The following is a 21,539-nucleotide window of genomic DNA, read 5'->3' as shown; positions in this document are numbered from 1 at the left end:
CGTTTCCGGCTGGGCTCCGCCATGGCTCTGGCCCTTTTGCCGATCCTCATCCTCATCTTGGTTCAGACCCAGGCAGACTTCAGCGGCCAGGCCGAGGACCGAAAGGTCGATCTGCAGCTCGCTGCGGAGCGCAGCGCGGGCGACGTCAAGGCGCGATTGGACGGTGCCCAGGTCTTGTTGCGGGCGCTGAGCCCGGACGCCCTGGGGCCCTACTGCGCTCCCCGGCTGACGGCCCTGGTTGATCGCCTGGATGGCTATGAAGGGCTTTATCGCCTCAGCCCCTCCGGCGACGCCGTCTGTGCATCCGGCCGCCCGGACGGGCTTCGGTCCGGGGTGGCGCCAGCCACTCAAGCCTATTGGTTTCAACGTCTAAGGCAGGGTGAGGATCTAGTCGTCGTCCGCGCGCCAGCCGACGCCGGCTACCCCGCCGCCCTGATCATCGCTATTCGAGCGGAAAGGCCCATGGGGCGGTTCGACGGAGCCATGGCGGCCGTCATTCCCTTGTCTGCGCTTCAGCCCGACATCAAGGACCCCGCCCTGCCCTCGGCCTCGGAGGCCGCCCTGACCGATGGCGCCGGCCGTCTGTTGGTCGCCAGCGATCCCGGCGCCTTCAAATTCGCCGACGGCGGCGATGTTTCGGGCTGGGTCGCGCGAGCGCGAGACGAGGGCTCAGCCGTCTTCGCCGCCAAGGACAGCCGCGGCCAGAATCGCGACTACGCAGGCGCCGTCTTGGCGGGCGGCGACCTCTACGCGCTGCTGTCGGCGCCCGCCCCCGGACTTCTATCTTGGGCCAGGCTCAATCCGATCGGCAGCCTGCTGTTGCCGCTCGGCGCCTGGCTGACGGCCTTTGCGGCGGTCATGCTTCTGTCCGAACGGATCTTCATCCGCTGGCTCGACTATCTGGAGCGGATCGCCGCCCTCTACGCCAAGGGCCGGTTTTCGGTGCGGCCGTTGCAGGCGATGAACGCCCCGTCTGAAATCCGCACCCTGGCCCGGACCCTGGACGAGATGGCCGAAGCCATCACCGTGCGCGACCGCGAGCTGACCGATGCGATCGCGGAGAAGGACGCGCTGATGCGCGAAATCCATCACCGTGTGAAGAACAATCTCCAGATCATCTCGTCCCTGCTGTCGATGCAACAGCGGGCCCTGACCGACGCTCCGGCGAAGGCGGCGCTGGGGGACACGCGCCAACGGATCTCGGCCTTGGCCCTGATCTACCGCACGCTTTACCAGAGCGACGACATCCGCCACGCCGACGCGCGGGAGTTCCTGACCGAACTCGTCGGTCAACTGGTGGCCAGTGAAGCCGTGCGGGGACCGGTCGTAGTCAGTTCAGTGGAGGCGGACTCTCTGTTGGTCGATCCCGACAAACTGGCGCCCCTGGCGCTGTGGCTGGTGGAGGCCGTCACGAACGCTCAGAAGCACGCCTTTGCGGGGCGGGGCGGGGCGTTGAACGTACGTTTCCGGGTTCATGGAGAAACCTCCACGCTGGAAGTCGAAGACGACGGCCCCGGCCCCTCGGACGGCGCGGAAGCGGGGGTGGGACGAACCCTGATGGGCGCCTTCGCCAAACAGTTGCGGGGCGAGGCCGAGTTCGTCGCGGCGCCGAGCGGGGGAACTATCGCCCGCATGACGTTCGCCACGCCAGAAGCTCTGTCGCCGACGGACCCTGCGGACAAGACAGGCGGCGCCGACGGAACCGGAGCCGTGCCGTCGCGTTGATAGGACAAGACCGACAGACTCCCATGTCGGCTCAACCGGAGCTTTCTCATGCGCAAGATTTTCGTACTGGTCGCCGCCGCCGCCGCCCTGACCACCGCCGCCTGCAACACCGTCGAAGGCGTGGGCCGTGACACCCAGGCCGCCGGCTCGGCCGTTTCGGATGCGGCCCAAGACGCCAAGAACTGATCGTCTGCGGTCAAGGCCGTGTGATCGAGACTTGCAAGGCCCCGCTTCGTCGGGGCCTTGTTCGTTTCAGGACCTCATCAGGAGATTTCCGTGAACCAGACCGTCCGGAACGCCGGCCTCGCCCTGCTTCGCCAACACGCCTTGATCGCCGGAGAGCCTGTCGCGGCCGGCGGCGGCGGCATAGCGGTGGACGATCCGGCGACGGGAGAGATAATCGGCCATGTTCCGGACCTGGGCGCGGCAGAGACCGAACGCGCCATACATGCCGCAGCCGACGCCTTTCCCGCCTGGTCCCGCACCGATCCGCACAAACGCGCTGCGTTTCTACGCAAATGGGCCGAGCTGATCGACAAGAATGTCGAGGGCCTGGGCGCCCTGATGGCGCTGGAGAACGGCAAGCCGTTCGAGGAGGCCAAGGGCGAAGTGGTCTACGCCAACGGCTTCATCAAATGGTTCGCCGGAGAAGCCGAGCGGCTGATCGGCGAGACCCAGGACAGCCCGCTGGGCCATCTCCTGCTGACCTATCGCGAGGCCGTCGGGCCGTGCGCCCTGATCACGCCCTGGAACTTTCCGGCGGCCATGCTGACGCGGAAGCTGGGTCCGGCCTTCGCCGCCGGCTGCACCGCCTTGGTCAAGCCGGCCAGCCAGACTCCGTTCACGGCCATCGCGCTGGCCGAGTTGGCCTACCAGGCGGGTCTGCCGGTCGGGGCTCTATCAATCGTGACAGGCGAGGCCTCGGTGATCGGCAAGGTGCTGACGGAAAGCCCCCTGATCCGCAAACTGTCCTTTACGGGATCGACAGGCGTGGGTCGGAAGCTGGCCGAGCAATGCGCCCCGACCCTGAAACGGGTGTCGATGGAGCTGGGCGGCGCCGCCCCGTTGATCGTGTTCGCTGACGCCGATCTGGATCTGGCCGTGGCCGAAACCATCAAGGGCAAGTTCCGCAACTCGGGCCAGACCTGCGTCTGTCCCAATCGGGTCTATGTCGAACGGTCTGTGTCTGAGGCCTATGCCGAAAAGCTGGCGGCGGAAGTGGCGAAGATCAAGGTCGGGAACGCCTTCGAAGACGGGGTCAAGGTCGGCCCGCTGATCGAGGACAAGGCCATCGACAAGGTCGAGAAACACGTTGCGGCGGTGCAGGCCGACGGGGGCCTGGTACTGACGGGCGGGTCGCGTCATGAGCTGGGCGGCCGCTTTTTCCAGCCGACGGTGACCCTGGGCGGAAACGACGAACTGTTCCGCGAGGAAGAGACCTTCGGTCCTATGATCCCGGTCTTCCCCTTCGACAGCGAGGACGAGGTTCTGGAGAAGGCCAACGCCAGCGAGTTCGGACTGGCGTCGTATCTATTCACCCGCGATCTGGACCGGGCCATTCGGTTCAGCCGCCGGATCGAGGCGGGGATGTGCGGGGTCAACACTGGCCTGATCTCCACCGCCGTGGCCCCGTTCGGCGGGGTCAAACAGTCCGGCTATGGCCGCGAAGGCTCAATCCACGGCATCGACGAGTATGTGGACGTGAAGACGGTGACCCTAGCGTTGCGGTAGGGTCGAACAGCGACTCGAAACATGACGACGGCGTCAAATGTTGGTATCGGTCGACTGCCTGCCCTTTTGGCCCTGTGGATAGCTCAGCGTGACATCCTTCAGTAAGCGTGTCGACCGTAGCGGCCGCAAAATTCTAGTCATCGCCAACTGCCAAACCGGCGGCCTTACCGCTTGCCTGGACATATTCATGCCCGGCGACAACGTTACGGGCCAACACTGGTTTGATACAGCGGAGGCTAGAGCGAGCATGGCTGCGGCCGCCGCCGAGGCGGACATCGTTGTTACCTCCGCGCCGCCTGAACTGAGAGCGCAGATGACCGTCGACCACGATTTCGACGAATCGAAATGCCTGCTCATTCCCAGCATCCATTTCGCTGGCTTCCATCCGGACCTCACCGTCGCCTACAGCGACGGCAAGCCCATCAATGTCACGGCCAGCGCCCCCTACCATTCGGCCATCGGCGTCTGGTGCTGGAAGCAGGGAATGGAGCCGGCGGAGGCCATGCGGCTGTTCACCCCGGAAACCATGAGCGCGCTCGGCTTCGATCGATACTGGACGACCGCCGTGAACGAGTCGCGTCACTATTTTGACCTTACGTCCATCCCGTTCGCCGACTTCTTTCTGCCGTTGCAGTCTTCCGGCAGCCTGTTCATGCATGTCCTGAATCACCCGCACATCTCGGCCATCGCCCAATTGGCGCGGGTCGTGGCGCGGCGACTCGGCGCGGACGAGGCTGCAGTTCGCCAGTTGGCCGAGCATATGGTTCCCGACGCCCTGAGCCACGGTGCTGTGTGGCCGGTCTATCCAGGGGTGGCCGACTTTCTGGCCTTGCCTCCAAGCACGCTGTGGAAGTTCCAGAACACATTCTACGATATCGATGGCTATCTGAACCTCCAGTTCCGCGCCCTGGAAGAAGCCGATTCTCCCGTAATCTGCTCCATGGCCGACGACCGGCATTTCGACGCCGTGATGCGGAAGGCGGCCGCGCAATGACCAATCCTTACAGCGCTCTGCCGGACCATTGTTTCTGGAGCCGCGGCGTCACCTGGGTTCATCCGGCGCAGATAGATCCCATGTCGAACGCGCCGTTCCTCATCGCGCCATCCGACAAGGTGGTTACGATGGGCAGCTGTTTCGCACAGCATATCTCGCGACGGCTTCAGGCTGCCGGGTTCAACTATCATGTTCCTGAAGCCGCGCCTCCGGGCATGTCGGTGGCCGACGCCCGCAACGCCAACTACGGCGTTTTCTCGGCTCGCTATGGCAATGTTTATACCGTGAGGCAGGCCGTGCAGTTGTTCGACCGCGCCTTCGGTGAGGCGACCTTCGACGAAGCTTGGAAAAGGGGCGACCGCTTCGTCGATCCTTTCCGACCCCAGATCGATCCGGGCGGTTTCGCCAGCCTTGAGGACCTGACCGCCTCCCGGGAGTCGCATCTGGCCGCCGTACGCCGCGTGTTCGAGGATGCCCATGTCCTGGTCTTCACCCTGGGCCTTACCGAAGCCTGGCGTGCCCGTAACGGCGGCGCGATCTATCCGACAGCGCCGGGCGTGGCGGGCGGAGCGTTCGACCCGGCGCTGCACGAGCCCGTCAATTTCAAGGTCCACGAGGTTATCGCCGACCTAGACCTGTTCATCGACAAGGCCCGATCGGTCAATCCGAAGGTAAGGATCATCCTCACGGTTTCCCCGGTTCCCCTAAAGGCGACGTTCGAAGACCGCCACGTCCTGCAATCAACGGTCTACAGCAAATCCGTGCTTCGTGTGGCGGCCCAGAACGCGGCGGACACCCGCGAGGGTGTGGTCTATTTCCCATCCTTCGAGATAATCACCGGGCCCGGCGGGGCCGGGCGATACTATGCTCAGGATCTGCGTGAGGTGGAGGAGGCGGGCGTCGCCCACGTCATGCGCGTCTTCGAACGCCACTTCATCCGCGGCGAGGCCGCCGACAGCTCACTTCCAGCGCCCCTTTACGAGAGCGGGTCCAACGCCGACCTCGTCTGCGATGAAGACGTACTGGAAGCGGCGCTCGAAAGCAGCCGGATCAAGCGGCACGAAGCTTCCGAACCGACTATCGCGGCGGTTTCGACACACTCCGACGAACCCGGGCTGACCGCCGGAGAAATCCGCAATGGCTACAAGTTGTTCCTCAATCGACGGCCAGAAAGCCCGGAAGTCATCGATCTGCATCGGCGACACCATCCCGACCGACTCAGCTTCGCAAGGACTCTCCTGGCATCGACCGAGTTCCGAGCGAAGGGGACGATCGACCCAGACGCCGTAGGGCTATGGCTCGAATGGACAGGCGGTGGCTGATCACACCGGCAAGACCCCGCGCTTGACCACCGACCGCATGGCCACGCTGGAGGAGACGCGGTGGACGCCTGGCAGGCGTGTCAGGGTCTTGGCGTGGACCCGTTCCAGATCGTCGACGTCGCGCACCACAAGCCGCAGCAGATAGTCGGCGCCCCCGGTCATCAGATAGCATTCCATCACCTCCGGCGCGGCGGCGACCGCTTGTTCGAAGGCGCTCAAAGCCGCCTCTGACTGAGACGATAGGGTGACGGTGACGAAGACGCTGATCGGCAGGCCCACCGCTCGTTCGCTGATGACGGCGGCGTAGTGGTCGATCACGCCCGCCGCCTCCAGCGCTCGCAAGCGGCGCAGGCAGGCGCTTTCGGACAAAGCCACCTGACGCGCCAGATCGGCATTGGTCATGCGGCCGTCCTGCTGCAGCAGACGGAGCATCTTCCTGTCAGTTCCATCCAGTTCGACGGCGGAAACAGTCTTCATGGCGCAGCTCCTTCGCAGAAGGAGCGCATGTACGGCGATCAGGTCGTGAAATGAACAGGATTCTGCGACCCGCTCGGCGCTATATGTGAAACGATAGCGATCCGCCCGCAGAGACGGACGCTCCCATTTTTTTCGGAGAGGTTCCCCATGCGCGTCGGCGTTCCCAGCGAAATCAAGAAGAACGAACACCGGGTCGGCCTGACGCCGACGGCGGTGCGCGAATATGTGGCCCATGGTCATCAGGTCTCGGTCCAGACCGGCGCCGGCCTGGGCGCCGGCTTCACCGATGCGGACTACGAGAAGGCGGGCGCGACCCTGGTCGCCGACGCCGCGACCGTGTTCGCGAACAACGACATGATCGTGAAGGTCAAGGAGCCGCAGAAGGTCGAGTGGGAGATGCTGCGTGAGGGCCAGATCCTCTACACCTATCTTCACTTGGCGCCCGATCCGGAACAGACCAAGGGCCTGCTGGCGTCGAAATGCGCCGCAGTGGCCTATGAGACCGTCACCGATGCGCGCGGCGGCCTGCCGCTGCTGGCCCCCATGTCGGAAGTCGCGGGCCGGATCGCGGTCTTCTCGGCCGCCGAGACCCTGCTGAAGCATAACGGCGGCATGGGCCTGCTGTTCTGCGGCGTTCCGGGCGTGGCGCCGGCGCGGGTACTGGTGCTGGGCGGCGGCGTCGTCGGACTGAACGCGGCGCGGATGGCCATGGGCTTGGGCGCCGAGGTGGTGGTGCTGGAACGCTCCATCCCGCGCATGGCCTATATCGACGAGATCACGGGCGGCCGGGTCATCACCCGCTATTCCTCCATCGGCGCCATCGAGGAAGAACTGGTCAAGGCCGATGTGGTGATCGGCGCCGTCCTGGTGCCCGGCGCCTCGGCCCCGAAACTGGTGAAGCGCGACCATCTGAAGACGATGAAGCCCGGATCGGTGCTGATCGACGTGGCCATCGACCAGGGCGGCTGTTTTGAGACCTCGCACGCGACGACCCACGAGGACCCGACCTACGTCATCGACGGCGTGGTCCACTATTGCGTCGCCAACATGCCCGGCGCCGCGCCGCGCACCAGTTCCGAAGCCCTGAACAACGCCACCCTGCCCTTCGGCCTGGCCCTGGCGGATCACGGCTTGGACGCATTGAAGAAGGACCCGCACCTGGCGCGCGGCCTGAACGTGCTGAAGGGCGAGATCACCTATCCGGCGGTGGCCCAGGCCCTGGGCATGGAGTCCAGCGACCCGTTCGGGGTGTGGGCCAAGGGCTGACGCGCCTATCCTTCTCCCCTTACGGGAGAAGGTGGCCCGAAGGGCCGGATGAGGGGTCGCACTCGCTCGAACGCGTGTGTGACCCCTCGCCCGGCCGCGCCAGAACGACGGCTTCGCCGCCGTGCGCGGTCTCCCTCTCCCGCAAGGGGAGAGGGCGGCTGTAAATTCTTGTCGTCTTGCGGCATAAGCCCGCGATGAAGTTCCTCGACCAGGCCAAGATCTATATCCGCTCCGGCAACGGCGGCGCGGGCTCAGTGTCGTTTAGACGCGAGAAATTCATTCCCAACGGCGGCCCGGACGGCGGCGACGGCGGCAAGGGCGGCGACGTCTGGATCGAGGCGGTCGATGGGCTAAACACCCTGATCGACTATCGCTATCAGCAGCATTTCAAGGCCCAGACCGGCCACCACGGCCAGGGCCGCCAGATGCACGGCGGCAAGGGCGAGGACGTGCATCTGAAGGTGCCGGTCGGCACCCAGGTGCTGGACGAGGACAAGGAGACCGTCCTCCTGGACATGGACACGCCGGGCAAGATCGAACTGCTGCTGAAGGGCGGCAACGGCGGCTGGGGCAATGTCCGTTTCAAGGGACCGACCAACCAGGCGCCGACCTACGCCAACCCTGGCCAGGACGGTCAGGAACGCTGGATCTGGCTGCGGCTGAAACTGATCGCCGACATCGGCCTGGCCGGTCTGCCGAACGCGGGCAAGTCCACCTTCCTGTCGGCGGCCAGCGCCGCCAAGCCCAAGATCGCCGACTATCCCTTCACCACCCTGGCGCCCAATCTGGGCATGGTGGACCTGTCGCCGTCCGAACGGTTCGTCATCGCCGACATCCCCGGCCTGATCGAGGGCGCGAGCGAGGGCGCCGGCCTGGGCACCCGCTTCCTGGGCCATGTCGAGCGTTCGGCCAGCCTGATCCACCTGATCGACGGAACTCAGGAGAACGTGGCCGAGGCCTATCGGATCATCCGCGGCGAGCTTGAGGCCTATGGCGAAGGCCTGGCCGACAAGGCCGAGATCCTGGCGCTGAACAAGATCGACGCCCTGTCGCCCGAGGAACGCGAGGAGAAGGCGGCCGAGTTGGAGGCCGTCGCCGGTCGTCGCCCCATGCTGGTGTCCGGCGTGTCCGGCGAGGGCGTGGCCGCCCTGCTGCGCGCCGCCTGGGCTGAGGTGAAGAAGACCCGGGGCGCCCTGGCCGGCGACAGCGATGCCGATCAGACTTCGGGCTGGCAACCCTGACAGGCTTGCGGATGCACGGGTGTGGCGCGCGAACGTCACCCTAGGATTTCGCCGGATAATCCGTCGGAGAAGTGGGCGGACAACGGTTTTCAATGCTATGCGTTAACCAGCGCCAACGGTAAAGCTGGAGCCCGCCTCCCCATGCGTCGACTACTGATATGGTCAGCCCTGGCCGCCCTGATCGGCCTGATCCTGGCCGGGGTCGGCTATTGGGCTTACTGGAACTTTTATTCACGGTTCCAGCCGGTCACGATCAGCCGCGACCAAGCCCAGATCCAGCAACTGCTCGACGAGGCCTCCTGGGTATCCGGCGGCGGCGGGGGCGCGCCCCTCTATATCATCGCCTATCGGGACAGCGCCTCGGCCCAGCGTTATGAGCGCGAGGAGGTGGCGAAGCTGCGGGCGGCGGGGGTCGAAGCCCGGGTCATCCTGTTCGCCCGCGCCGACCGGGAAGGCTTGCCCCAGTCCACGGCCGCCGAGCGGGCCACGATCGCCGAACTGTGGCTGACTCGCGACTGGTCGCTGTATCAGCGCTGGACCGCGACGCCGGCAAGCGCGTGGACGGCGGCGGGCATACCGGCGGCCGACGGCAATCTGGCCCGGTCCGCCGTGGTCGAGGCCAGCCGCCAGTTCGAGACGCGTCTGAGCGCCCTGCTGAAGGATGCAGGCGTGCAGATCACCTATCCCCTGATCCTGTGGCGCGACCGCGAGGGCTTCCTGAAGGCCTGCGGCTGTGCGGACAGCCGGGCCTGGGTCTTTATCCGCGACGATCTGAACGCCCCCGACCGGGTGGGCCAGGCTGAACCGGTCGACGCCCTCCCCGCGCCGGAGACCACGCCCGGAGACGGATTCCCAGCGGCGGCGGATCCGGCGGCCCTGCCCTATCCGGCCCTGCCGGCCATACCGCCCGCAGCAGGCCAGACGCCGAATACGCCCCCCAATGGGACGCCCGCGGCGGCGTCTCCTCCGGCCCCGCGCGCCGCCCCCGAGGCCAAGAAGCAGGACGATACGACCTTCTTCTAGGCTCCAAGCGTCCGGCAGGCGGCGATCAGCCGCTCCACGTCTTCGGCGTCCTGGTACAGGCCGAAGCCGAAGCGGATCACGTCGTCACGGACGTCAGTGACGATCCCCTCGGCCAGCAGGGCTGCGCGCCAGGTCGGGGCCTTGTCATGGCGCAGGGCCAGGAATCGCGCGCGGGGGGCGTCGCCCAGCACGGGGTTGAGGATCTGCGCCTCGCCCAGAACGCCGGCCTGACCGGCGCGAACCGCGTCCTGGAACTGGATCGCCAGGCCCAGGCTGTGACCGGCTACAGCGGCCGTGGTCAGCCCGGCCTGGGTCAGCATCCCGCGCACGGCGTTGAACCGATACAGGGACGAACTGTCGAAGGTGGCGCCCCAGAAGCGACCGCCGTCCGACCTATACTGGACCCCGCCCGGCGGGCCTGACAGATCCCCGAACTCGGCGAACCAGCCGGTCACCACCGGCCGGGGCGCGAAGCCGTCGGGGGCGTGGAGGAAACAGGCGCCCTCGCCGGCCATGGCGTATTTATAGCCCCCGGCGACGTAGAAGATCCGGTCCGCGACGGCGGATAGGTCGGTCGGGGTCGCCATGAAGCCGTGATAGCCGTCGACCAGAACCCAGGGCCCCTCGGGCCGGGCCAAAGCGGCCAGAGCCTCGATCCCGTCGAACAGGCCGCCGGTGCGGAAAAAGACCTGGCTGACCAGGATCCAGTCGTGACCGCCCTCTGCGGCCGCCGCGACGAAGCGGTCGGCGAAGGTCTCGAACGGCGCCAGGGGCACGCGGGTGACCACGGCCTGACCCGCTTCTTCCCAGCGTTCGGCCTGGCGGCGGAAGGAATGGAACTCGCCGTCCGTGGACAGAATGCGGACCGGCCGGGTCTCGAAGCCTGAAAAGACCCGCAGCAGCAGGTCGTGGGTGTTGGACGAGAAGACCAGGCTGTTCGGATCAGGCAGGCCCAGTTCCTGCGCCACTTCCGCCTGAGCGCGAGGGATGACTTCGTCGAAGATCAGATCCCATTTGCGGTCGGCATGAAGATTGGCGTCCAGCCAGGCCTGCTGCTGGGCCTCGAAACTGACGTCGGGCCAGAGATGATGGCTGTGGGCGGCGAAGTGCAGGCGGTCCGGCGCGAGGGCCAGGGCGCGCGAAAAGAGGGGTTTGAACGACATCAGCATCCCTTTCTGATCCCCAGCATGCCCAGCCAGCCGCCGCTGGTCAGCAGGGCGACGTCGAGCAGGGCCAGGGGCAGGGGCGTCGAGACCGGCGCGGCGATGAAGCGGGCCTTCCAGTCCGGGGAGAATTTGGCCTTGTAGCTGCGCAGGCCCTGGAAGCCGTAGAGGGCCCCGCCCTCTTCGAACACCAGGGCGCCGACGCGGGCGAAGACCGGGGCGACGCGACGGTCCTCGAGCCCGGCCAGGGGGGCCATGCCCAGGTCGAAGACGGCGACGCCTTCGGCCTTGGCCCACTGGACGCAGCGGGTGAACAGATAGTCCATCACCCCGTGGGGGGCGTCCGGCGTATAGCGCATCAGATCCACCGCCGCCTCGCCGGGGGTGACCAGCAGATTGGCGAAGGCCACGATCCGATCGCCCTCGCGCATAACCGCCAGGGGCGTAAGGTTCAGATAGTCGATGTCGAAACGGCCAAGGGAGAAGGCCTTCTCCGCCCCATTGTGCATGGCCAGCCAGGCGTCGGAGATGGCCTTCAGCTCGGCCTCCAGGGGTTTGGCCGCACCGGGCGGCAGGACCTCGAACCGGGCGCCTTCGCGCTCGGCCCGGTTCAGGGCGGTGCGAAGATTCTGCTTGCCCTTCCCCTCGGTGGTGAAGGCCTCGGTGCGGATCACGGCCGTCTCGCCCACCTTGCGCATGGCCAGACCCATGGTCGCCAGTTCGCTGAGAATATCGTCGCCGACGGAATAGAAGACGGCTGAACCGCCGTAGCTGTCGGCCAGTTCAGCAAAGGCCCACAGCAGTTCCTGACGTTCCTCCAGCGCGCCCGCCGGCTCGCCCATGGCGATCCAGCGCCGCCCGCGCACCCGATAGGCCAGGAAGCTGCGGCCCGAAGGGCTGAACAGCAGGGCCTTGTCGCCCAGCATGGCCAGCCAGGCCTCGGGCGTCGCCTCCTCGGCCGTCTCCAGGGCGATGCGGGCGCGCTCGATCTCGTCGGCCGAGGCGGGGCCATGGCTGTCCGCGCCGGGCGAACTGAGCAGGGAACGGCCGGCGACGAGCAGAGTCAGCAGAGACAGGACCAGGCCGGCGCGGAGGAAGCCCGAGGCCTGGCGGTCCACCAGGAACCGCCACCACAGTTCATCGGAATAGGCGACGTCGCGATAGGCGAAGAAGCCCAGCCACAGCATGGAGACGACCACGGCCACCAGCAGCAGCAGCCAGCCTGGCCTCAAGGGCTCGCTGAGGCGGGAGCGACGGTTGAAGGCCGTCCGGCAGGGCGCGAGCAGGACGGCGACGATGATGAGGTCGATCGATTCCTGCCAGTCCAGCCCCTTGAGCAGGGAGAAGACCGCGCCGACCGCAAGCGCCGCGAGGGCGGCCCAATAGGCGCCGCGCCGGCGTCGCCACAGGCCCGCCGAGAGCAGCAGCAGGACGAAGCCGGCGATACTGGCCACGAAGTGCGACAGGTCGATCAGGATCGGCGAGACCACGCCGGTCAGCTGGCGCAGCCGGTCGTCGAACTCGGGCGTGACGGCCGAGATCAGCATCAGGGACCCGGCGCCGAAGGCGAAGACGGCGAAGATCTGAGGCGTCAGCTCATAGGCCAGCCCCAACAATCGGCGCAGCAGACGGGGCACATAGACGTTGCGGCGGTTCACGCGGCCCCCTGGCGATTCGACATAACGCCTCACCTTAGACCAGGAATCGGCCAACCGGGGCAGTCCCGAGGTCTTTTCGAGGCATACGAAACAATCCGTAACACGGCGAGTTTTGGGGATGCGGGCGCCGGGCCCGCGCCACCGGATGTGAAGTCCCATGAACCTCAAGACCGCTATTCTGGGCAGCGCCGCCGCCGCCTTCATGATCGCCTCGCCTGCTCTGGCGCAGGACGCCGCGACCGCAGCCCCTCAGACCCCCGCGACCCAAGAGCCGGCCGCCCAGCCGAGCCTGTCGCTGACGCCGGGAACCTCGGTTCAAGGCCCTGACGGCGAACTGGGCAAGCTGGAAGGCGTGCAGAACAACGCCTCGGGCGCACAGGAGCTGACGGTGCGCGGCGCCGACGGCCAGCTTCGCGCGGTGCCGCTGAACGGCATTCGCCAAGAGGGCGCCAATGTCGCCGTGGCCTATACCAAGGCCGAGTTCGACGCCGCCGCTCCCATTCCAGGCGCCGCCCCCGCGCCGATGACCGAGCCTTCGGCCGCCTCGCCGTCCTCGACGCCGTCGACCATGGACCCGTCCACAACCATGCCGTCCACGCCGCCGACCCTGCCGACGCCCACGACCCCGGAACCGGCGATCCCCGATCCGGCTTCTCCGTCGGGCAGCAGCGACCCGATGGCCCCGCCCACCGGCGACCAGCCCCAGGGCTGACGACCGGCGGGCCACGCCCGCGGATCGATAGAGACAAGGCGGTCGGGATGCGTCCCGGCCGCCTTTTTCGTGTCCGGCTGCACGGTGTCGTAAAAACAGGGTGACAAAGCGCCAAACTGCCAAACCTGCTGCATGATCCCCCTCCCCCCAAAAGCCTCTTGGGATCAGTGTAACCCCGCCGGAAGGCGGGCTGGGCTGAGAGGTCGAAACGGGGCGGAAAGCCTCGCGCCGCCGCGATTTGAAGTGATGGTCAAAAGATTTGAGCGTGTCCAACGTCGGAACGCCGGCCTCGCCCCATACGAAAAAGGGCGGCTCTTGCGAGCCGCCCTTTCGTCGTTGCAGTCCAGAGGGACGATCAGGCGCGACGCTTGACCAGACCCAGCAGGAACAGAAGAATGATGGCGCCGATGGTCGCCACGATGGTCGAACCGATCCAGCCGCCCCAGGCGAAGCCCAGCGCATTGGCGACGAAACCGCCGATCAGGGCGCCGATGACGCCGACGATCAGATTGGTGATCAGGCCGTGGTTGCGGCCCATGATTTGTTCCGCGAGCCAGCCCGCGACGATACCGATGATGATCCAGGCGATAATGCCCATGGTGTAGTTTCCTTCCGTTGAAGCCAAGCTGCGGACTTAATGCGTCCGGGGGAATTGGGTTGCGACCGACTTGACGAGGCGTTCGAAGAACCGCGTAACTCCCCTGCCGCGCGACCTTCGGCACGCGGATTGCGGCGTGGAAGGCGAGCCGTCCCGCGTTGGGACAGGTCGCAAGATGAGGAACAGGGGGCCATGGCCACCGACATCGATCTCCACCTGGGCCGCCGCCTGCGTCGCCGCCGCCGCCTGCTGGGCCTGACCCAGCAGCAGCTCGCCGTTCAGGTCGGCATCCGCTTCCAGCAGATCCAGAAATACGAATGCGGCGCCAACCGCATCTCGGCCGCCCGCCTGTGGCAGCTGGCCGAGGCGCTGGAGACGCCCGTCAGCTATTTCTACGACGGCGTGACCGAGGCGCTGGAGCGCAAGGACGCCGTCCAGACCATGTCCGGCGGAGGGGGCGAGATGTTCTCGCGCAAGGAGACGCTGGATCTGATCCAGGCCTACTACCAGCTGGGCGAACGGCCGCGCCGACGCCTGCTGGACCTGGCCAAGTCGCTGCACGAGTCCAGCGAAGCGGTCGCCTGACAAGACGCGCGGCCGAGGGCGTCGGCGCGGGGTTCTCGGAACGGGGCGATCTGGGCTAATAGCGCCCATGACCGAATTCGAATCCTTCGCGGTGGAGCTGGCGCACGAAGCCGCGCGCGTCACCCTGCCCTTCTTCCGCTCGGACATCGGGCATGAGGACAAGGGCGGGGCGGCGGGCTTCGACCCGGTGACCGAGGCCGACAAACAGGCCGAAGCGGCCATTCGCCGCCTGATCGCCGCGCGCTATCCCGACCACGGCGTCATCGGCGAGGAATACGGCGAGGACCGGCCGGACGCCGACCACGTCTGGGTGCTGGATCCCATCGACGGGACGCGGGCCTTCATCTCGGGCCTGCCGCTGTGGACCACGCTGATCGCCCTGCGCGCGGGCGGCAAACCGACCGTGGGCGTGATCGCCCAGCCCTATCTGGACGAGATCTTCATCGGCGGCCCGTCCGGCGCCCGGCTGATGCGCGGCGAAACCGAGACGCCTCTGGCGGTGCGGGCCTGTGAGCACCTGACCGAGGCCGTCATCTCGACCACCGATCCCGACATCTTCAACGGCGCCGAACGGGGCGCCTGGACCCAGGTCCGCGCCGCCGCCCGCCTGGCCCGACTGGGCTGCGACGCCTACGCCTATGCGATGGTGGCGGCGGGCAAGATGGATCTGGTCGCCGAGACCAGCCTGAAGTCCTGGGACTGGTCCGCCCTGGTCCCGGTGATCGAGGCCGCCGGGGGACGGGTGGTCAACTGGCGCGGGGAGGCGCCGGATGGGAGCGGGCAGATCCTGGCCGTCGGGGATGAGCGGCTGATCGGTCAGGCGCTGGTGACGCTGAAGAGGGCGGCGGGGTAGCGGACGCGGGGAACTACAAAGCAGACTTGGAGATTGTCGGCTAACCGCCCCCACCCTTGCATGATCTACGAGTGCTAGACTTTGTCGTCGGGTCGATTTTCTGGCGTCATCAGATGGATGTCCGGCGGCCTGCCCATCGTCACCAGCCAGGCATTGGCGGCGTTCAGCAAGATTGACGATAGAGCTCGCTGGCACCCGTCATTCTGGGCAACGATGGCTTGTTCGACACCACCCCACTTACCCTCTCCCCAGGCAAGCTGTCCGAAACCAGTGGAGATGAGGTTCGTCGCAGTTTCAGAGAGAACACGTCGGCTCGCGCGTGGTTCGAGGCGAACATGCTTGTAGGCATCCGCTACGTCGTGGAGCAGGCTAAGGTCTTTCATCGGCTTTGAGCCGCCAACGAACACGCAGTGTTGGTCCTCAACGACTTTCCGCAACTCGTGAACATTCGCGGCAACCGGCATCCAGCTCTGCCGAGGCACGCTTTCAAACACCCTATCAGCGAACTGGTGGAGTTCTATAGCGGCAGTACGCCCTCGGCGCACGACATTAGCCCGAGCAACGGTCAGGTCGAGTTTCGCGACGCACGCAGTCGTCAACTCCGTCTCGGCCAACGCATATTCTAAGAGGGCCGGGACTACGATGTCATCGAAAGCCTGCTCGGGAGTGATTGTAGTCAGTCCTTCATTTTTGAAAGTTCCTGAACGCCTTTGAGAGTTGCGTTGCAAGATTCGGCCTAGCGTACAGACTCGACGTTCGACGCCCCCCTAACTCACGCCACTGACGGCTGCTCTTCCGTCACGTCCTCGACCCGCGCCGACGGATCAGCCGTCGCCCCCTTGGGCGGCGAGACGTAGTCGGCCATGGCGTCGAACTCGTCGAGGAAGACGGCGCGCATGGGGTCGGCTTCCATGATGACTTCGTGCTTGGCGCCGGGGACCTCGACATAGCGGCCGCGGCCCAGGCGTTTGGCGGCCCAGCGGCTGGTCTGTTTCCAGACCACGTCGTCGGCGTCGGCCTGGACGATCGAGACCGGGATCTTGACCGTTTTCAGGGCCTTGGGCTTCAGGGCGCGCTCGCCGGCGTCGAGGGCGAAGGCCAGCCAGCCGTAGGTGGGGCCGCCGATGGCCAGGTGGGGGCAGGCGTACAGCTGCTGGCGCCACATCTCGTAGCGGGTCTCGTCCGAGGTCAGGGCGTCCTCGGCGAAGGTGTGGTCGAACGGATCGTCCGGGTCGCCCAGGATATAGTCGCCCGCATGGCCGTGGCGGATGTTCCAGCGCACCGCCAGCTTGACCGACCACATCGACCGCTTGCCGGTCTTGATCCGCAGCATGGGGCTGGACAGGACGGCGCCCGCGAAACGGGTCTCGCCGGCTTCCAGCGTCAGCAGGTTCAGGCAGGCGCCCATCGAATGGCCGACCATGATCCAGGGCTTGGGGCACTGGCTTTCGAACGCGTCCAGCAGGCGGCCGTAGTCATCGAGGAATTCCTCGACCGCGCGGGCGTGGCCCTTGAGCCGGTCCGGCAGCAGGCGGGCGGACAGGCCCTGGCCGCGCCAGTCGTGGGCCAGGACGCACCAGCCGCGCGCCAGGAAATTGCCGATGACCTCGAAATATTTCTCGATCGGCTCGGTGCGGCCGGGGCTGAGCACCACGGTGCCGCGCGCCGTCTCGGCCGTCAGATGGGTGGGGATCCACAGGGCGGCGCGCAGGCGCATGCCGCCGGCGCCGCGATACCAGTCGCCCTTGCCGCCCGGAGGCGAAGAGGCGCCGGGAACCCCCATCAGGGGCGCATTGGCGGCGAAGGCTTGGGCGCGGTTCACTCGGGTTTCCTGAACTTCAAGGTCATACGGTCGCTTTCGCCGATCTCTTCGAACTTGGACCGGTCGAACGTGGGGTCGGCGGGTTCGCCCCGGGGGGCGGTCAGGCGCATCGGCGGCAGGGTGTCGACCCCGAACGGATAGTCCTTGGTGTCTTTTTCGTTGGCGTTGATCTCGGAGGCGGCGACGAAGACGAAGCCGGCCTCGGCCGCCAGCTGTTTGACGAAGGCCTCCTGGACATAGCCGTTGGCGGCCACGGGATCCTGATCCTCTTCCGGGGCCAGACGGTGCTGTTCGATGCCCAGAACCCCGCCGGGCTTCAGGGCCGCAAAGGCGTCGGAGAAGGCCTTTTCCGCGATCCCGGCGGCCATCCAGCCGTGCAGGGTGCGCAGGAACAGGCACAGATCGGCCGTGCCCGCCGGCGCCACGGGGCCGGAGCCCGCGCCGAAGAAGGTGAACTGGGGCTCGCCGTACAGTTTTTTGTCGCCGCTGAACCGGGTCTGGAAGGCGGCGTTGAGGGCGGCCTGGGCCGGGTCGGCGGTCGGGCCTTCGGGGAAGAGGGCGGCGACGTAGGTCCCCTCGCCCTCGGCCAGGTAGGGGGCCAGGATTTCGGTGTACCAGCCGCTGCCGGGCCAGAACTCGACCACTGTCATGGTCGGCTTGAGGCCGAAGAAGCGCAGGGTCTCCATCGGATGCCGGAAGGCGTCGCGCGGCCGGTCCTGGGCGCGCCAGGGGCCGGCGAGCGCCCATTCCAGCGACCCTTCGGGCGGGCCGGCCGGGGCGGGCGGCGCCTTGGGAGCCGCGTCCTTCTCGCGTCCGCAGGCGGCTAACGTCCCGGTCAGGGCCAGTCCGGCCGCGCCGGACAGCAGAAACCGGCGCGACAGGCCGCTGGAAATCGCAGAAAGTTCAGCCATCAAAACACCCCCTCGGAACGCCGGGCCCCGCGTCCGGCAAACCTTGGTCGAACGGGCTTACTCACGTTCGCGGCGCGGGTCAAAAGGGACTATTCCGGCTTGCGGAACCGCAGGGTCATGCGGTCACTCTCGCCGATTGCATCGAAGGCCGCGCGCTGGTCCGGGGTCAGGGCGCCCGAGCCGTCACGGGCCTGGGACTGACGCACCGGAGGCAGGGTCCAGACGCCGAACGGGTGGTCGTGGTCGTCCTTGGGATTGGCGTTCAGCTCGCTGCGGGCCTCGAGCACGAAGCCGGCGTCCTGGGCCTCGTGGATCACATAGCTTTCGGGGACATAGCCGGTCGAGGCGACGTCGGCGACGTTCAGACCCTCGGCGCTGCGGTGCTGTTCCACGGCCAGGATCCCGCCAGGCTTCAAGGCGGCGTAGAAGGCTTTCAGATAGGGTTCGGTGCGGCCGCTGCGCGACCAGTTGTGGAAGGCGCGGGCCACCAGGATGAAGTCGGCCGAGCCGGGCTCGACCCCCATGCTCTCCAGCGGACGGTTGACGCCGACATAGCGGCCACCGGTCGCCGCCGCATAGGGTTCGAGAATATGCCGCCACCAGCTGGCGCCGCCCGGTTCGATCTCGACCACCGTCATGTCGGGCGTCAGGCCCCAGAAGGTCAGGGCCTCGTAAGGGCGGCGGGCGGCGTCGCGGGCGCGGTCGGCGGCGGGCCGGGTCTCGGCGGCGACGGCGGCTTGAAGGGCCGCATCCTCGGCGAGGGTCGGGATGGCGCTGGACAGGGCCGAGCGCGGCGGGGTCCAGGCGCCCTGAGTGGGGGCGGTTTGAGACTGGGCGGAGGCCGTCGTCGCGGCGACGGTCGACAGCAGGGCGGCGAGGCCGAAGGCGGCGAGACGCATGGGGTGTTCCTTCATCAGGGGTGATCTTCAATACGGGGCGCAGCGGCCGGCGCAAATGACGATCGTGAGACGCGGGGATTGGTCGCGCACGGCCGCCCCCTTGACGCCCGTTCGGCGCATCCCATTTCATCTCTCGAGAGCGCCGGTTCCGGGCTCTCCAGACCGACGGCGCCGATTTCGGGTCGTTGAGCTGAACTCCTACCGTCCGGGCAAACCGCCGGGCGGCTCAACCTTGCTGATCCTCAGGAGGATGCTGATGCGTACCTATGATTTCACCCCGCTGTACCGTTCGGCCGTCGGTTTCGACCGTCTTGCCAATCTGCTGGAGACCGCCGCGCGGACCAGCCAGGACGGCGGCTATCCGCCCTATAATATCGAGACCACGGGCGAGAACGCCTATCGCATCGAGATCGCCGTCGCCGGATTCTCTCCCGACGAGCTGAATATCGAGGTGAAGGAAAACCTGCTGACCGTGACAGGCCGCAAGACCGCCAATGACGACGCCGAGGCGCAGAAGACCTATCTGCACCGCGGCCTGGCCGAGCGCGATTTCGAGCGCCGCTTCCAGCTGGCCGACTATGTGGTCGTGAGCGAGGCCAATCTGGTCAACGGCCTGCTGTCGATTTCGCTGAAGCGCGAACTGCCTGAGGCGTTGAAGCCCCGCCGCATCGAAATCGGCGGCGCCCAGCCCCTGATCGAAGGCAAGACCAAGACGGACAAGGCCAAGGCGGCCTGATCGGCCCCATGGAACTGGAAAGGGCGGCGTTCGCGCCGCCCTTTTTTATGCCGCCAGATGCGCGAAGGCGGCGACCACCTGTTCATAGGCCGGGCGTTTGAACGGCACGATCAGGTCGCAGGCCTCGGACAGGGAACCCCAGCGCCAGGCGTCGAACTCGATCTCGTCGTCGGCTTGCAGGTCGATTTCACTGTCCTGGCCCGTAAAGCGAAAGGCGAACCACTGCTGGCGCTGACCGACGAAGCCGCGCCAGGCCTTGGCGTTGTTCATCGCCTCGGGCGGGAAGTCGTACAGAATCCAGTCGTCGGTTCGCGCCAGGAACTCGACCGAGACGACCCCGGTCTCCTCGCGCAGTTCACGCAGGGCGGCGGCTGTCAGATCCTCGCCCTCGTCCACGCCCCCTTGCGGAAACTGCCAGTTATGCGGGCCGGGCGTGGCGTGGCGGCGGCCGTACCAGACAAGACCGTCGGCGTTGAACAGCACGACCCCGACATTGGGGCGGTACAGACTGAGGTCGGTCATTACCGGCCGGGCCGCAGGGTCATGGCCGAGGCCGGCGCCAGTTGCAGGCCGCGCTGTTCCAAGCCGGCGGTCCAGCGGGCGGCGGCCTCGACCGTGACCGGATAGGAGAAGCCGGTCCCCAGGGCCGAGCCGCGCAGCTTGGCCTGGGCCTCAAGACTGTTGAGGGCGGCGATGATGGCGGCGGGGGACTGGGTCTGATCGATGACCTTGTCGGCGCTGGCGCGGGCCCAGGCGCCGGGGCGACGCTGGAACGAGCCGTCGTCGAGGAAGGCGATCCCGCGTTGGCGCAGGGTCGACAGGAAGGCGTTCATCCCCGTGTCCGAGGTCGCGAACCGGTCGCCAAGATAGTTGGTCACGCCGAAATAGCCGACAGCGCGGCCCAGCAGCCAGTCCATCTTGGCCTGGACGTCGTCCGGGGTTCCGCTGGCCAGCAGGGTGTAGGGGCCGGGGTCGTTGTCGGGATAGCCGCTGGGCTCCATCGGCATTTCCAGCATGACCTCATGGCCCTGGGCGCGGGCCTGGTCGATCCAGGACTGGAGATTGTCGGCATAGGGGACGAAGCTGAGGGTCACCTCGGCCGGCAGGCGTTCGATGGCGGCGCGGGTGGTGACGGCGTTCAGCCCCAGGCCGCCGACGATCAGAGCCACGCGCGGCTTGCCGTTCGAGCGGAAGGGTCGGGCATAGGCCTGGGCCGGGACGCGGCCGTCGGGCGCGATCATCGGCAGGGGGCCGCTGGGGCCGGGTTGGGACAGGCCGGCGATCGGGGCCTTGGGCAGGGGCGAGGCGGGCTGGACCGGGGCGGTATAGCTGGCGCCGCCCGAGACGGTGGCGCCGTCCGGCAGGGTGATCACGGCCTCTCCGCCCGCCGCGCTGGAGGGATCGCCGGTTCCCGTCAGGTCCTGATACAGGCCCATGGCCCCCATGGAAAAGGCCTCGAACCCGGTCGGGGCCGGCGTCGGCGTCGCCGCCGCCTCCTCGCGGTGCAGGGCGATACGGGCCGAGGGCGTGCCCGCATGCGGATCGCCCAGGACAGTCAGGAACAGGGCGCCGGTAGAGAGCAGGAACAGACCGGCCAGGCCGGCGATCACCGGCGGCTTCTTCAGCACGGCGACGACGGGCTTCAGGCTCGGCTTTCCACGCGCGGCGGGCGGAGAACCGGCGGCGGCGGCGAGAGCGGACTGGCGTTTGGCGAACATGGACACGGGGCGGAATCCTTCGCCCTCATCCTCGCATCGCGCCGGTTAAGAAAGCCTAACGGTCGTTCACCATGAACCGCTTCTATCGCCCGTTGTCATGGATCG

At 67.1% G+C, this 21,539-nt stretch carries 22 protein-coding genes; 12 read left to right on the top strand and 10 right to left on the bottom strand.

The window, feature by feature from the left end:
- Positions 1 to 21 precede the first annotated feature (21 nt).
- The 5 genes from phyK to ACW170_RS06625 all read left to right on the top strand — a co-directional run bounded on the left by phyK (position 22) and on the right by ACW170_RS06625 (position 5,772).
- Positions 22 to 1,725: a sensor histidine kinase PhyK gene (phyK, locus tag ACW170_RS06645; RefSeq protein WP_492088867.1), complete on the top strand. Its 1,704-nt coding sequence runs from the start codon at positions 22 to 24 to the stop codon at positions 1,723 to 1,725.
- A gap of 48 nt (positions 1,726 to 1,773) precedes the next feature.
- Positions 1,774 to 1,911 (top strand): entericidin A/B family lipoprotein, encoded by a 138-nt coding sequence (locus tag ACW170_RS06640; RefSeq protein ID WP_492088866.1) that lies wholly within the window; start codon positions 1,774 to 1,776, stop codon positions 1,909 to 1,911.
- 90 nt (positions 1,912 to 2,001) lie between these two features.
- The gene (locus ACW170_RS06635) at positions 2,002 to 3,456 is read left to right on the top strand and encodes an NAD-dependent succinate-semialdehyde dehydrogenase (protein WP_492088865.1); all 1,455 of its coding nucleotides are present in this window, start codon (positions 2,002 to 2,004) and stop codon (positions 3,454 to 3,456) included.
- A 187-nt stretch (positions 3,457 to 3,643) separates the two neighbouring features.
- Complete coding sequence (locus ACW170_RS06630; protein ID WP_492088864.1) at positions 3,644 to 4,450, top strand: WcbI family polysaccharide biosynthesis putative acetyltransferase; 807 nt, start codon at positions 3,644 to 3,646, stop codon at positions 4,448 to 4,450.
- Complete coding sequence (locus ACW170_RS06625) at positions 4,447 to 5,772, top strand: GSCFA domain-containing protein (RefSeq protein ID WP_492088863.1); 1,326 nt, start codon at positions 4,447 to 4,449, stop codon at positions 5,770 to 5,772. Before ACW170_RS06630 ends, ACW170_RS06625 begins: the two co-directional genes overlap by 4 nt.
- Here the strand turns inward: ACW170_RS06625 and ACW170_RS06620 are convergent, their stop codons facing one another.
- A complete protein-coding gene (locus ACW170_RS06620; protein ID WP_492088862.1) occupies positions 5,773 to 6,249 on the bottom strand; it encodes an Lrp/AsnC family transcriptional regulator in 477 nt (158 codons plus the stop codon).
- Positions 6,250 to 6,396: 147 nt separating this feature from the next.
- Here ACW170_RS06620 and ald point away from each other — a divergent pair, with 147 nt between their 5' ends.
- The 3 genes from ald to ACW170_RS06605 all read left to right on the top strand — a co-directional run bounded on the left by ald (position 6,397) and on the right by ACW170_RS06605 (position 9,779).
- A complete protein-coding gene (ald, locus tag ACW170_RS06615; RefSeq protein WP_492088861.1) occupies positions 6,397 to 7,515 on the top strand; it encodes an alanine dehydrogenase in 1,119 nt (372 codons plus the stop codon).
- A 194-nt stretch (positions 7,516 to 7,709) separates the two neighbouring features.
- The gene (gene obgE, locus ACW170_RS06610) at positions 7,710 to 8,756 is read left to right on the top strand and encodes a GTPase ObgE (RefSeq protein ID WP_492088860.1); all 1,047 of its coding nucleotides are present in this window, start codon (positions 7,710 to 7,712) and stop codon (positions 8,754 to 8,756) included.
- Between the two features lie 141 nt (positions 8,757 to 8,897).
- Positions 8,898 to 9,779 (top strand): hypothetical protein, encoded by an 882-nt coding sequence (locus tag ACW170_RS06605; protein ID WP_492088859.1) that lies wholly within the window; start codon positions 8,898 to 8,900, stop codon positions 9,777 to 9,779.
- Here the strand turns inward: ACW170_RS06605 and ACW170_RS06600 are convergent.
- Together ACW170_RS06600 and ACW170_RS06595 are read right to left on the bottom strand one after the other, a co-directional pair.
- Positions 9,776 to 10,942, bottom strand: coding sequence for a kynureninase/PvdN C-terminal domain-containing protein (locus ACW170_RS06600; RefSeq protein WP_492088858.1), 1,167 nt, complete (start codon positions 10,940 to 10,942; stop codon positions 9,776 to 9,778). The two genes, ACW170_RS06605 and ACW170_RS06600, sit on opposite strands and share 4 nt — an antisense overlap.
- Positions 10,942 to 12,600 carry a GNAT family N-acetyltransferase gene (locus ACW170_RS06595; RefSeq protein WP_492088857.1) on the bottom strand — a complete coding sequence of 553 codons (1,659 nt, stop codon included), beginning with the start codon at positions 12,598 to 12,600 and terminating at the stop codon, positions 10,942 to 10,944. Before ACW170_RS06595 ends, ACW170_RS06600 begins: the two co-directional genes overlap by 1 nt.
- Before the next feature lie 157 nt (positions 12,601 to 12,757).
- Here ACW170_RS06595 and ACW170_RS06590 point away from each other — a divergent pair, with 157 nt between their 5' ends.
- Entirely contained in the window at positions 12,758 to 13,312 is a 555-nt protein-coding gene (locus tag ACW170_RS06590; protein WP_492088856.1) for a hypothetical protein, read from the top strand.
- A 355-nt stretch (positions 13,313 to 13,667) separates the two neighbouring features.
- On the opposite strand, the gene ACW170_RS06585 is transcribed toward ACW170_RS06590, so the two are convergent.
- Positions 13,668 to 13,910, bottom strand: a complete 243-nt coding sequence (locus tag ACW170_RS06585; RefSeq protein WP_008258823.1) for a GlsB/YeaQ/YmgE family stress response membrane protein — start codon at positions 13,908 to 13,910, stop codon at positions 13,668 to 13,670.
- Positions 13,911 to 14,102: 192 nt separating this feature from the next.
- Between ACW170_RS06585 and ACW170_RS06580 the strand changes: the two genes are divergently transcribed.
- Positions 14,103 to 14,495 carry a helix-turn-helix domain-containing protein gene (locus tag ACW170_RS06580; protein ID WP_492088855.1) on the top strand — a complete coding sequence of 131 codons (393 nt, stop codon included), beginning with the start codon at positions 14,103 to 14,105 and terminating at the stop codon, positions 14,493 to 14,495.
- A 67-nt stretch (positions 14,496 to 14,562) separates the two neighbouring features.
- A complete protein-coding gene (gene hisN / locus ACW170_RS06575) occupies positions 14,563 to 15,348 on the top strand; it encodes a histidinol-phosphatase (protein ID WP_492088854.1) in 786 nt (261 codons plus the stop codon).
- Between the two features lie 74 nt (positions 15,349 to 15,422).
- Here hisN and ACW170_RS06570 read toward each other — a convergent pair whose 3' ends face one another.
- The 4 genes from ACW170_RS06570 to ACW170_RS06555 all read right to left on the bottom strand — a co-directional run bounded on the left by ACW170_RS06570 (position 15,423) and on the right by ACW170_RS06555 (position 18,980).
- Positions 15,423 to 16,076: a hypothetical protein gene (locus ACW170_RS06570; protein WP_492088853.1), complete on the bottom strand. Its 654-nt coding sequence runs from the start codon at positions 16,074 to 16,076 to the stop codon at positions 15,423 to 15,425.
- Positions 16,077 to 16,120: 44 nt separating this feature from the next.
- Positions 16,121 to 17,170 carry an alpha/beta fold hydrolase gene (locus ACW170_RS06565; RefSeq protein WP_492088852.1) on the bottom strand — a complete coding sequence of 350 codons (1,050 nt, stop codon included), beginning with the start codon at positions 17,168 to 17,170 and terminating at the stop codon, positions 16,121 to 16,123.
- Positions 17,167 to 18,081 (bottom strand): class I SAM-dependent methyltransferase, encoded by a 915-nt coding sequence (locus tag ACW170_RS06560; RefSeq protein WP_492088851.1) that lies wholly within the window; start codon positions 18,079 to 18,081, stop codon positions 17,167 to 17,169. Before ACW170_RS06560 ends, ACW170_RS06565 begins: the two co-directional genes overlap by 4 nt.
- A gap of 89 nt (positions 18,082 to 18,170) precedes the next feature.
- Positions 18,171 to 18,980, bottom strand: coding sequence for a class I SAM-dependent methyltransferase (locus tag ACW170_RS06555; RefSeq protein WP_492088850.1), 810 nt, complete (start codon positions 18,978 to 18,980; stop codon positions 18,171 to 18,173).
- Positions 18,981 to 19,236: 256 nt separating this feature from the next.
- On the opposite strand from ACW170_RS06555, the gene ACW170_RS06550 reads away from it, so the two are divergent.
- Positions 19,237 to 19,716 carry an Hsp20 family protein gene (locus ACW170_RS06550; RefSeq protein ID WP_492088849.1) on the top strand — a complete coding sequence of 160 codons (480 nt, stop codon included), beginning with the start codon at positions 19,237 to 19,239 and terminating at the stop codon, positions 19,714 to 19,716.
- A 45-nt stretch (positions 19,717 to 19,761) separates the two neighbouring features.
- Here the strand turns inward: ACW170_RS06550 and ACW170_RS06545 are convergent, their stop codons facing one another.
- Together ACW170_RS06545 and ACW170_RS06540 are read right to left on the bottom strand one after the other, a co-directional pair.
- Positions 19,762 to 20,238, bottom strand: coding sequence for an RNA pyrophosphohydrolase (locus tag ACW170_RS06545; protein ID WP_492088848.1), 477 nt, complete (start codon positions 20,236 to 20,238; stop codon positions 19,762 to 19,764).
- The gene (locus tag ACW170_RS06540) at positions 20,238 to 21,434 is read right to left on the bottom strand and encodes a divergent polysaccharide deacetylase family protein (RefSeq protein ID WP_492089143.1); all 1,197 of its coding nucleotides are present in this window, start codon (positions 21,432 to 21,434) and stop codon (positions 20,238 to 20,240) included. The genes ACW170_RS06545 and ACW170_RS06540 overlap by 1 nt, the downstream gene beginning before the upstream one ends.
- Between the last annotated feature and the right edge of the window lie 105 nt (positions 21,435 to 21,539).

Source organism: Brevundimonas sp. FV2ps16 (assembly GCF_058681075.1).
The sequence above is the reverse complement of the archived record's forward strand: the minus strand, read 5'-3'. Positions and strand labels throughout refer to the sequence as shown.

What these genes read in the sequence shown, in the direction of transcription:
- obgE (WP_492088860.1), top strand. Translation starts at nt 7,710, where the DNA reads ATGAAGTTCCTCGACCAGGCCAAGATCTATATCCGCTCCGGCAACGGC.
- ACW170_RS06630 (WP_492088864.1), top strand. Translation starts at nt 3,644, where the DNA reads ATGCCCGGCGACAACGTTACGGGCCAACACTGGTTTGATACAGCGGAG.
- ACW170_RS06580 (WP_492088855.1), top strand. Translation starts at nt 14,103, where the DNA reads ATGGCCACCGACATCGATCTCCACCTGGGCCGCCGCCTGCGTCGCCGC.
- ACW170_RS06640 (WP_492088866.1), top strand. Translation starts at nt 1,774, where the DNA reads ATGCGCAAGATTTTCGTACTGGTCGCCGCCGCCGCCGCCCTGACCACC.
- ald (WP_492088861.1), top strand. Translation starts at nt 6,397, where the DNA reads ATGCGCGTCGGCGTTCCCAGCGAAATCAAGAAGAACGAACACCGGGTC.
- ACW170_RS06605 (WP_492088859.1), top strand. Translation starts at nt 8,898, where the DNA reads ATGCGTCGACTACTGATATGGTCAGCCCTGGCCGCCCTGATCGGCCTG.
- ACW170_RS06600 (WP_492088858.1), bottom strand. Translation starts at nt 10,942, where the DNA reads ATGTCGTTCAAACCCCTCTTTTCGCGCGCCCTGGCCCTCGCGCCGGAC.
- ACW170_RS06545 (WP_492088848.1), bottom strand. Translation starts at nt 20,238, where the DNA reads ATGACCGACCTCAGTCTGTACCGCCCCAATGTCGGGGTCGTGCTGTTC.
- ACW170_RS06625 (WP_492088863.1), top strand. Translation starts at nt 4,447, where the DNA reads ATGACCAATCCTTACAGCGCTCTGCCGGACCATTGTTTCTGGAGCCGC.
- phyK (WP_492088867.1), top strand. Translation starts at nt 22, where the DNA reads ATGGCTCTGGCCCTTTTGCCGATCCTCATCCTCATCTTGGTTCAGACC.
- ACW170_RS06550 (WP_492088849.1), top strand. Translation starts at nt 19,237, where the DNA reads ATGCGTACCTATGATTTCACCCCGCTGTACCGTTCGGCCGTCGGTTTC.
- ACW170_RS06560 (WP_492088851.1), bottom strand. Translation starts at nt 18,081, where the DNA reads ATGGCTGAACTTTCTGCGATTTCCAGCGGCCTGTCGCGCCGGTTTCTG.
- ACW170_RS06540 (WP_492089143.1), bottom strand. Translation starts at nt 21,434, where the DNA reads ATGTTCGCCAAACGCCAGTCCGCTCTCGCCGCCGCCGCCGGTTCTCCG.
- ACW170_RS06620 (WP_492088862.1), bottom strand. Translation starts at nt 6,249, where the DNA reads ATGAAGACTGTTTCCGCCGTCGAACTGGATGGAACTGACAGGAAGATG.
- ACW170_RS06555 (WP_492088850.1), bottom strand. Translation starts at nt 18,980, where the DNA reads ATGCGTCTCGCCGCCTTCGGCCTCGCCGCCCTGCTGTCGACCGTCGCC.
- hisN (WP_492088854.1), top strand. Translation starts at nt 14,563, where the DNA reads ATGACCGAATTCGAATCCTTCGCGGTGGAGCTGGCGCACGAAGCCGCG.
- ACW170_RS06590 (WP_492088856.1), top strand. Translation starts at nt 12,758, where the DNA reads ATGAACCTCAAGACCGCTATTCTGGGCAGCGCCGCCGCCGCCTTCATG.
- ACW170_RS06585 (WP_008258823.1), bottom strand. Translation starts at nt 13,910, where the DNA reads ATGGGCATTATCGCCTGGATCATCATCGGTATCGTCGCGGGCTGGCTC.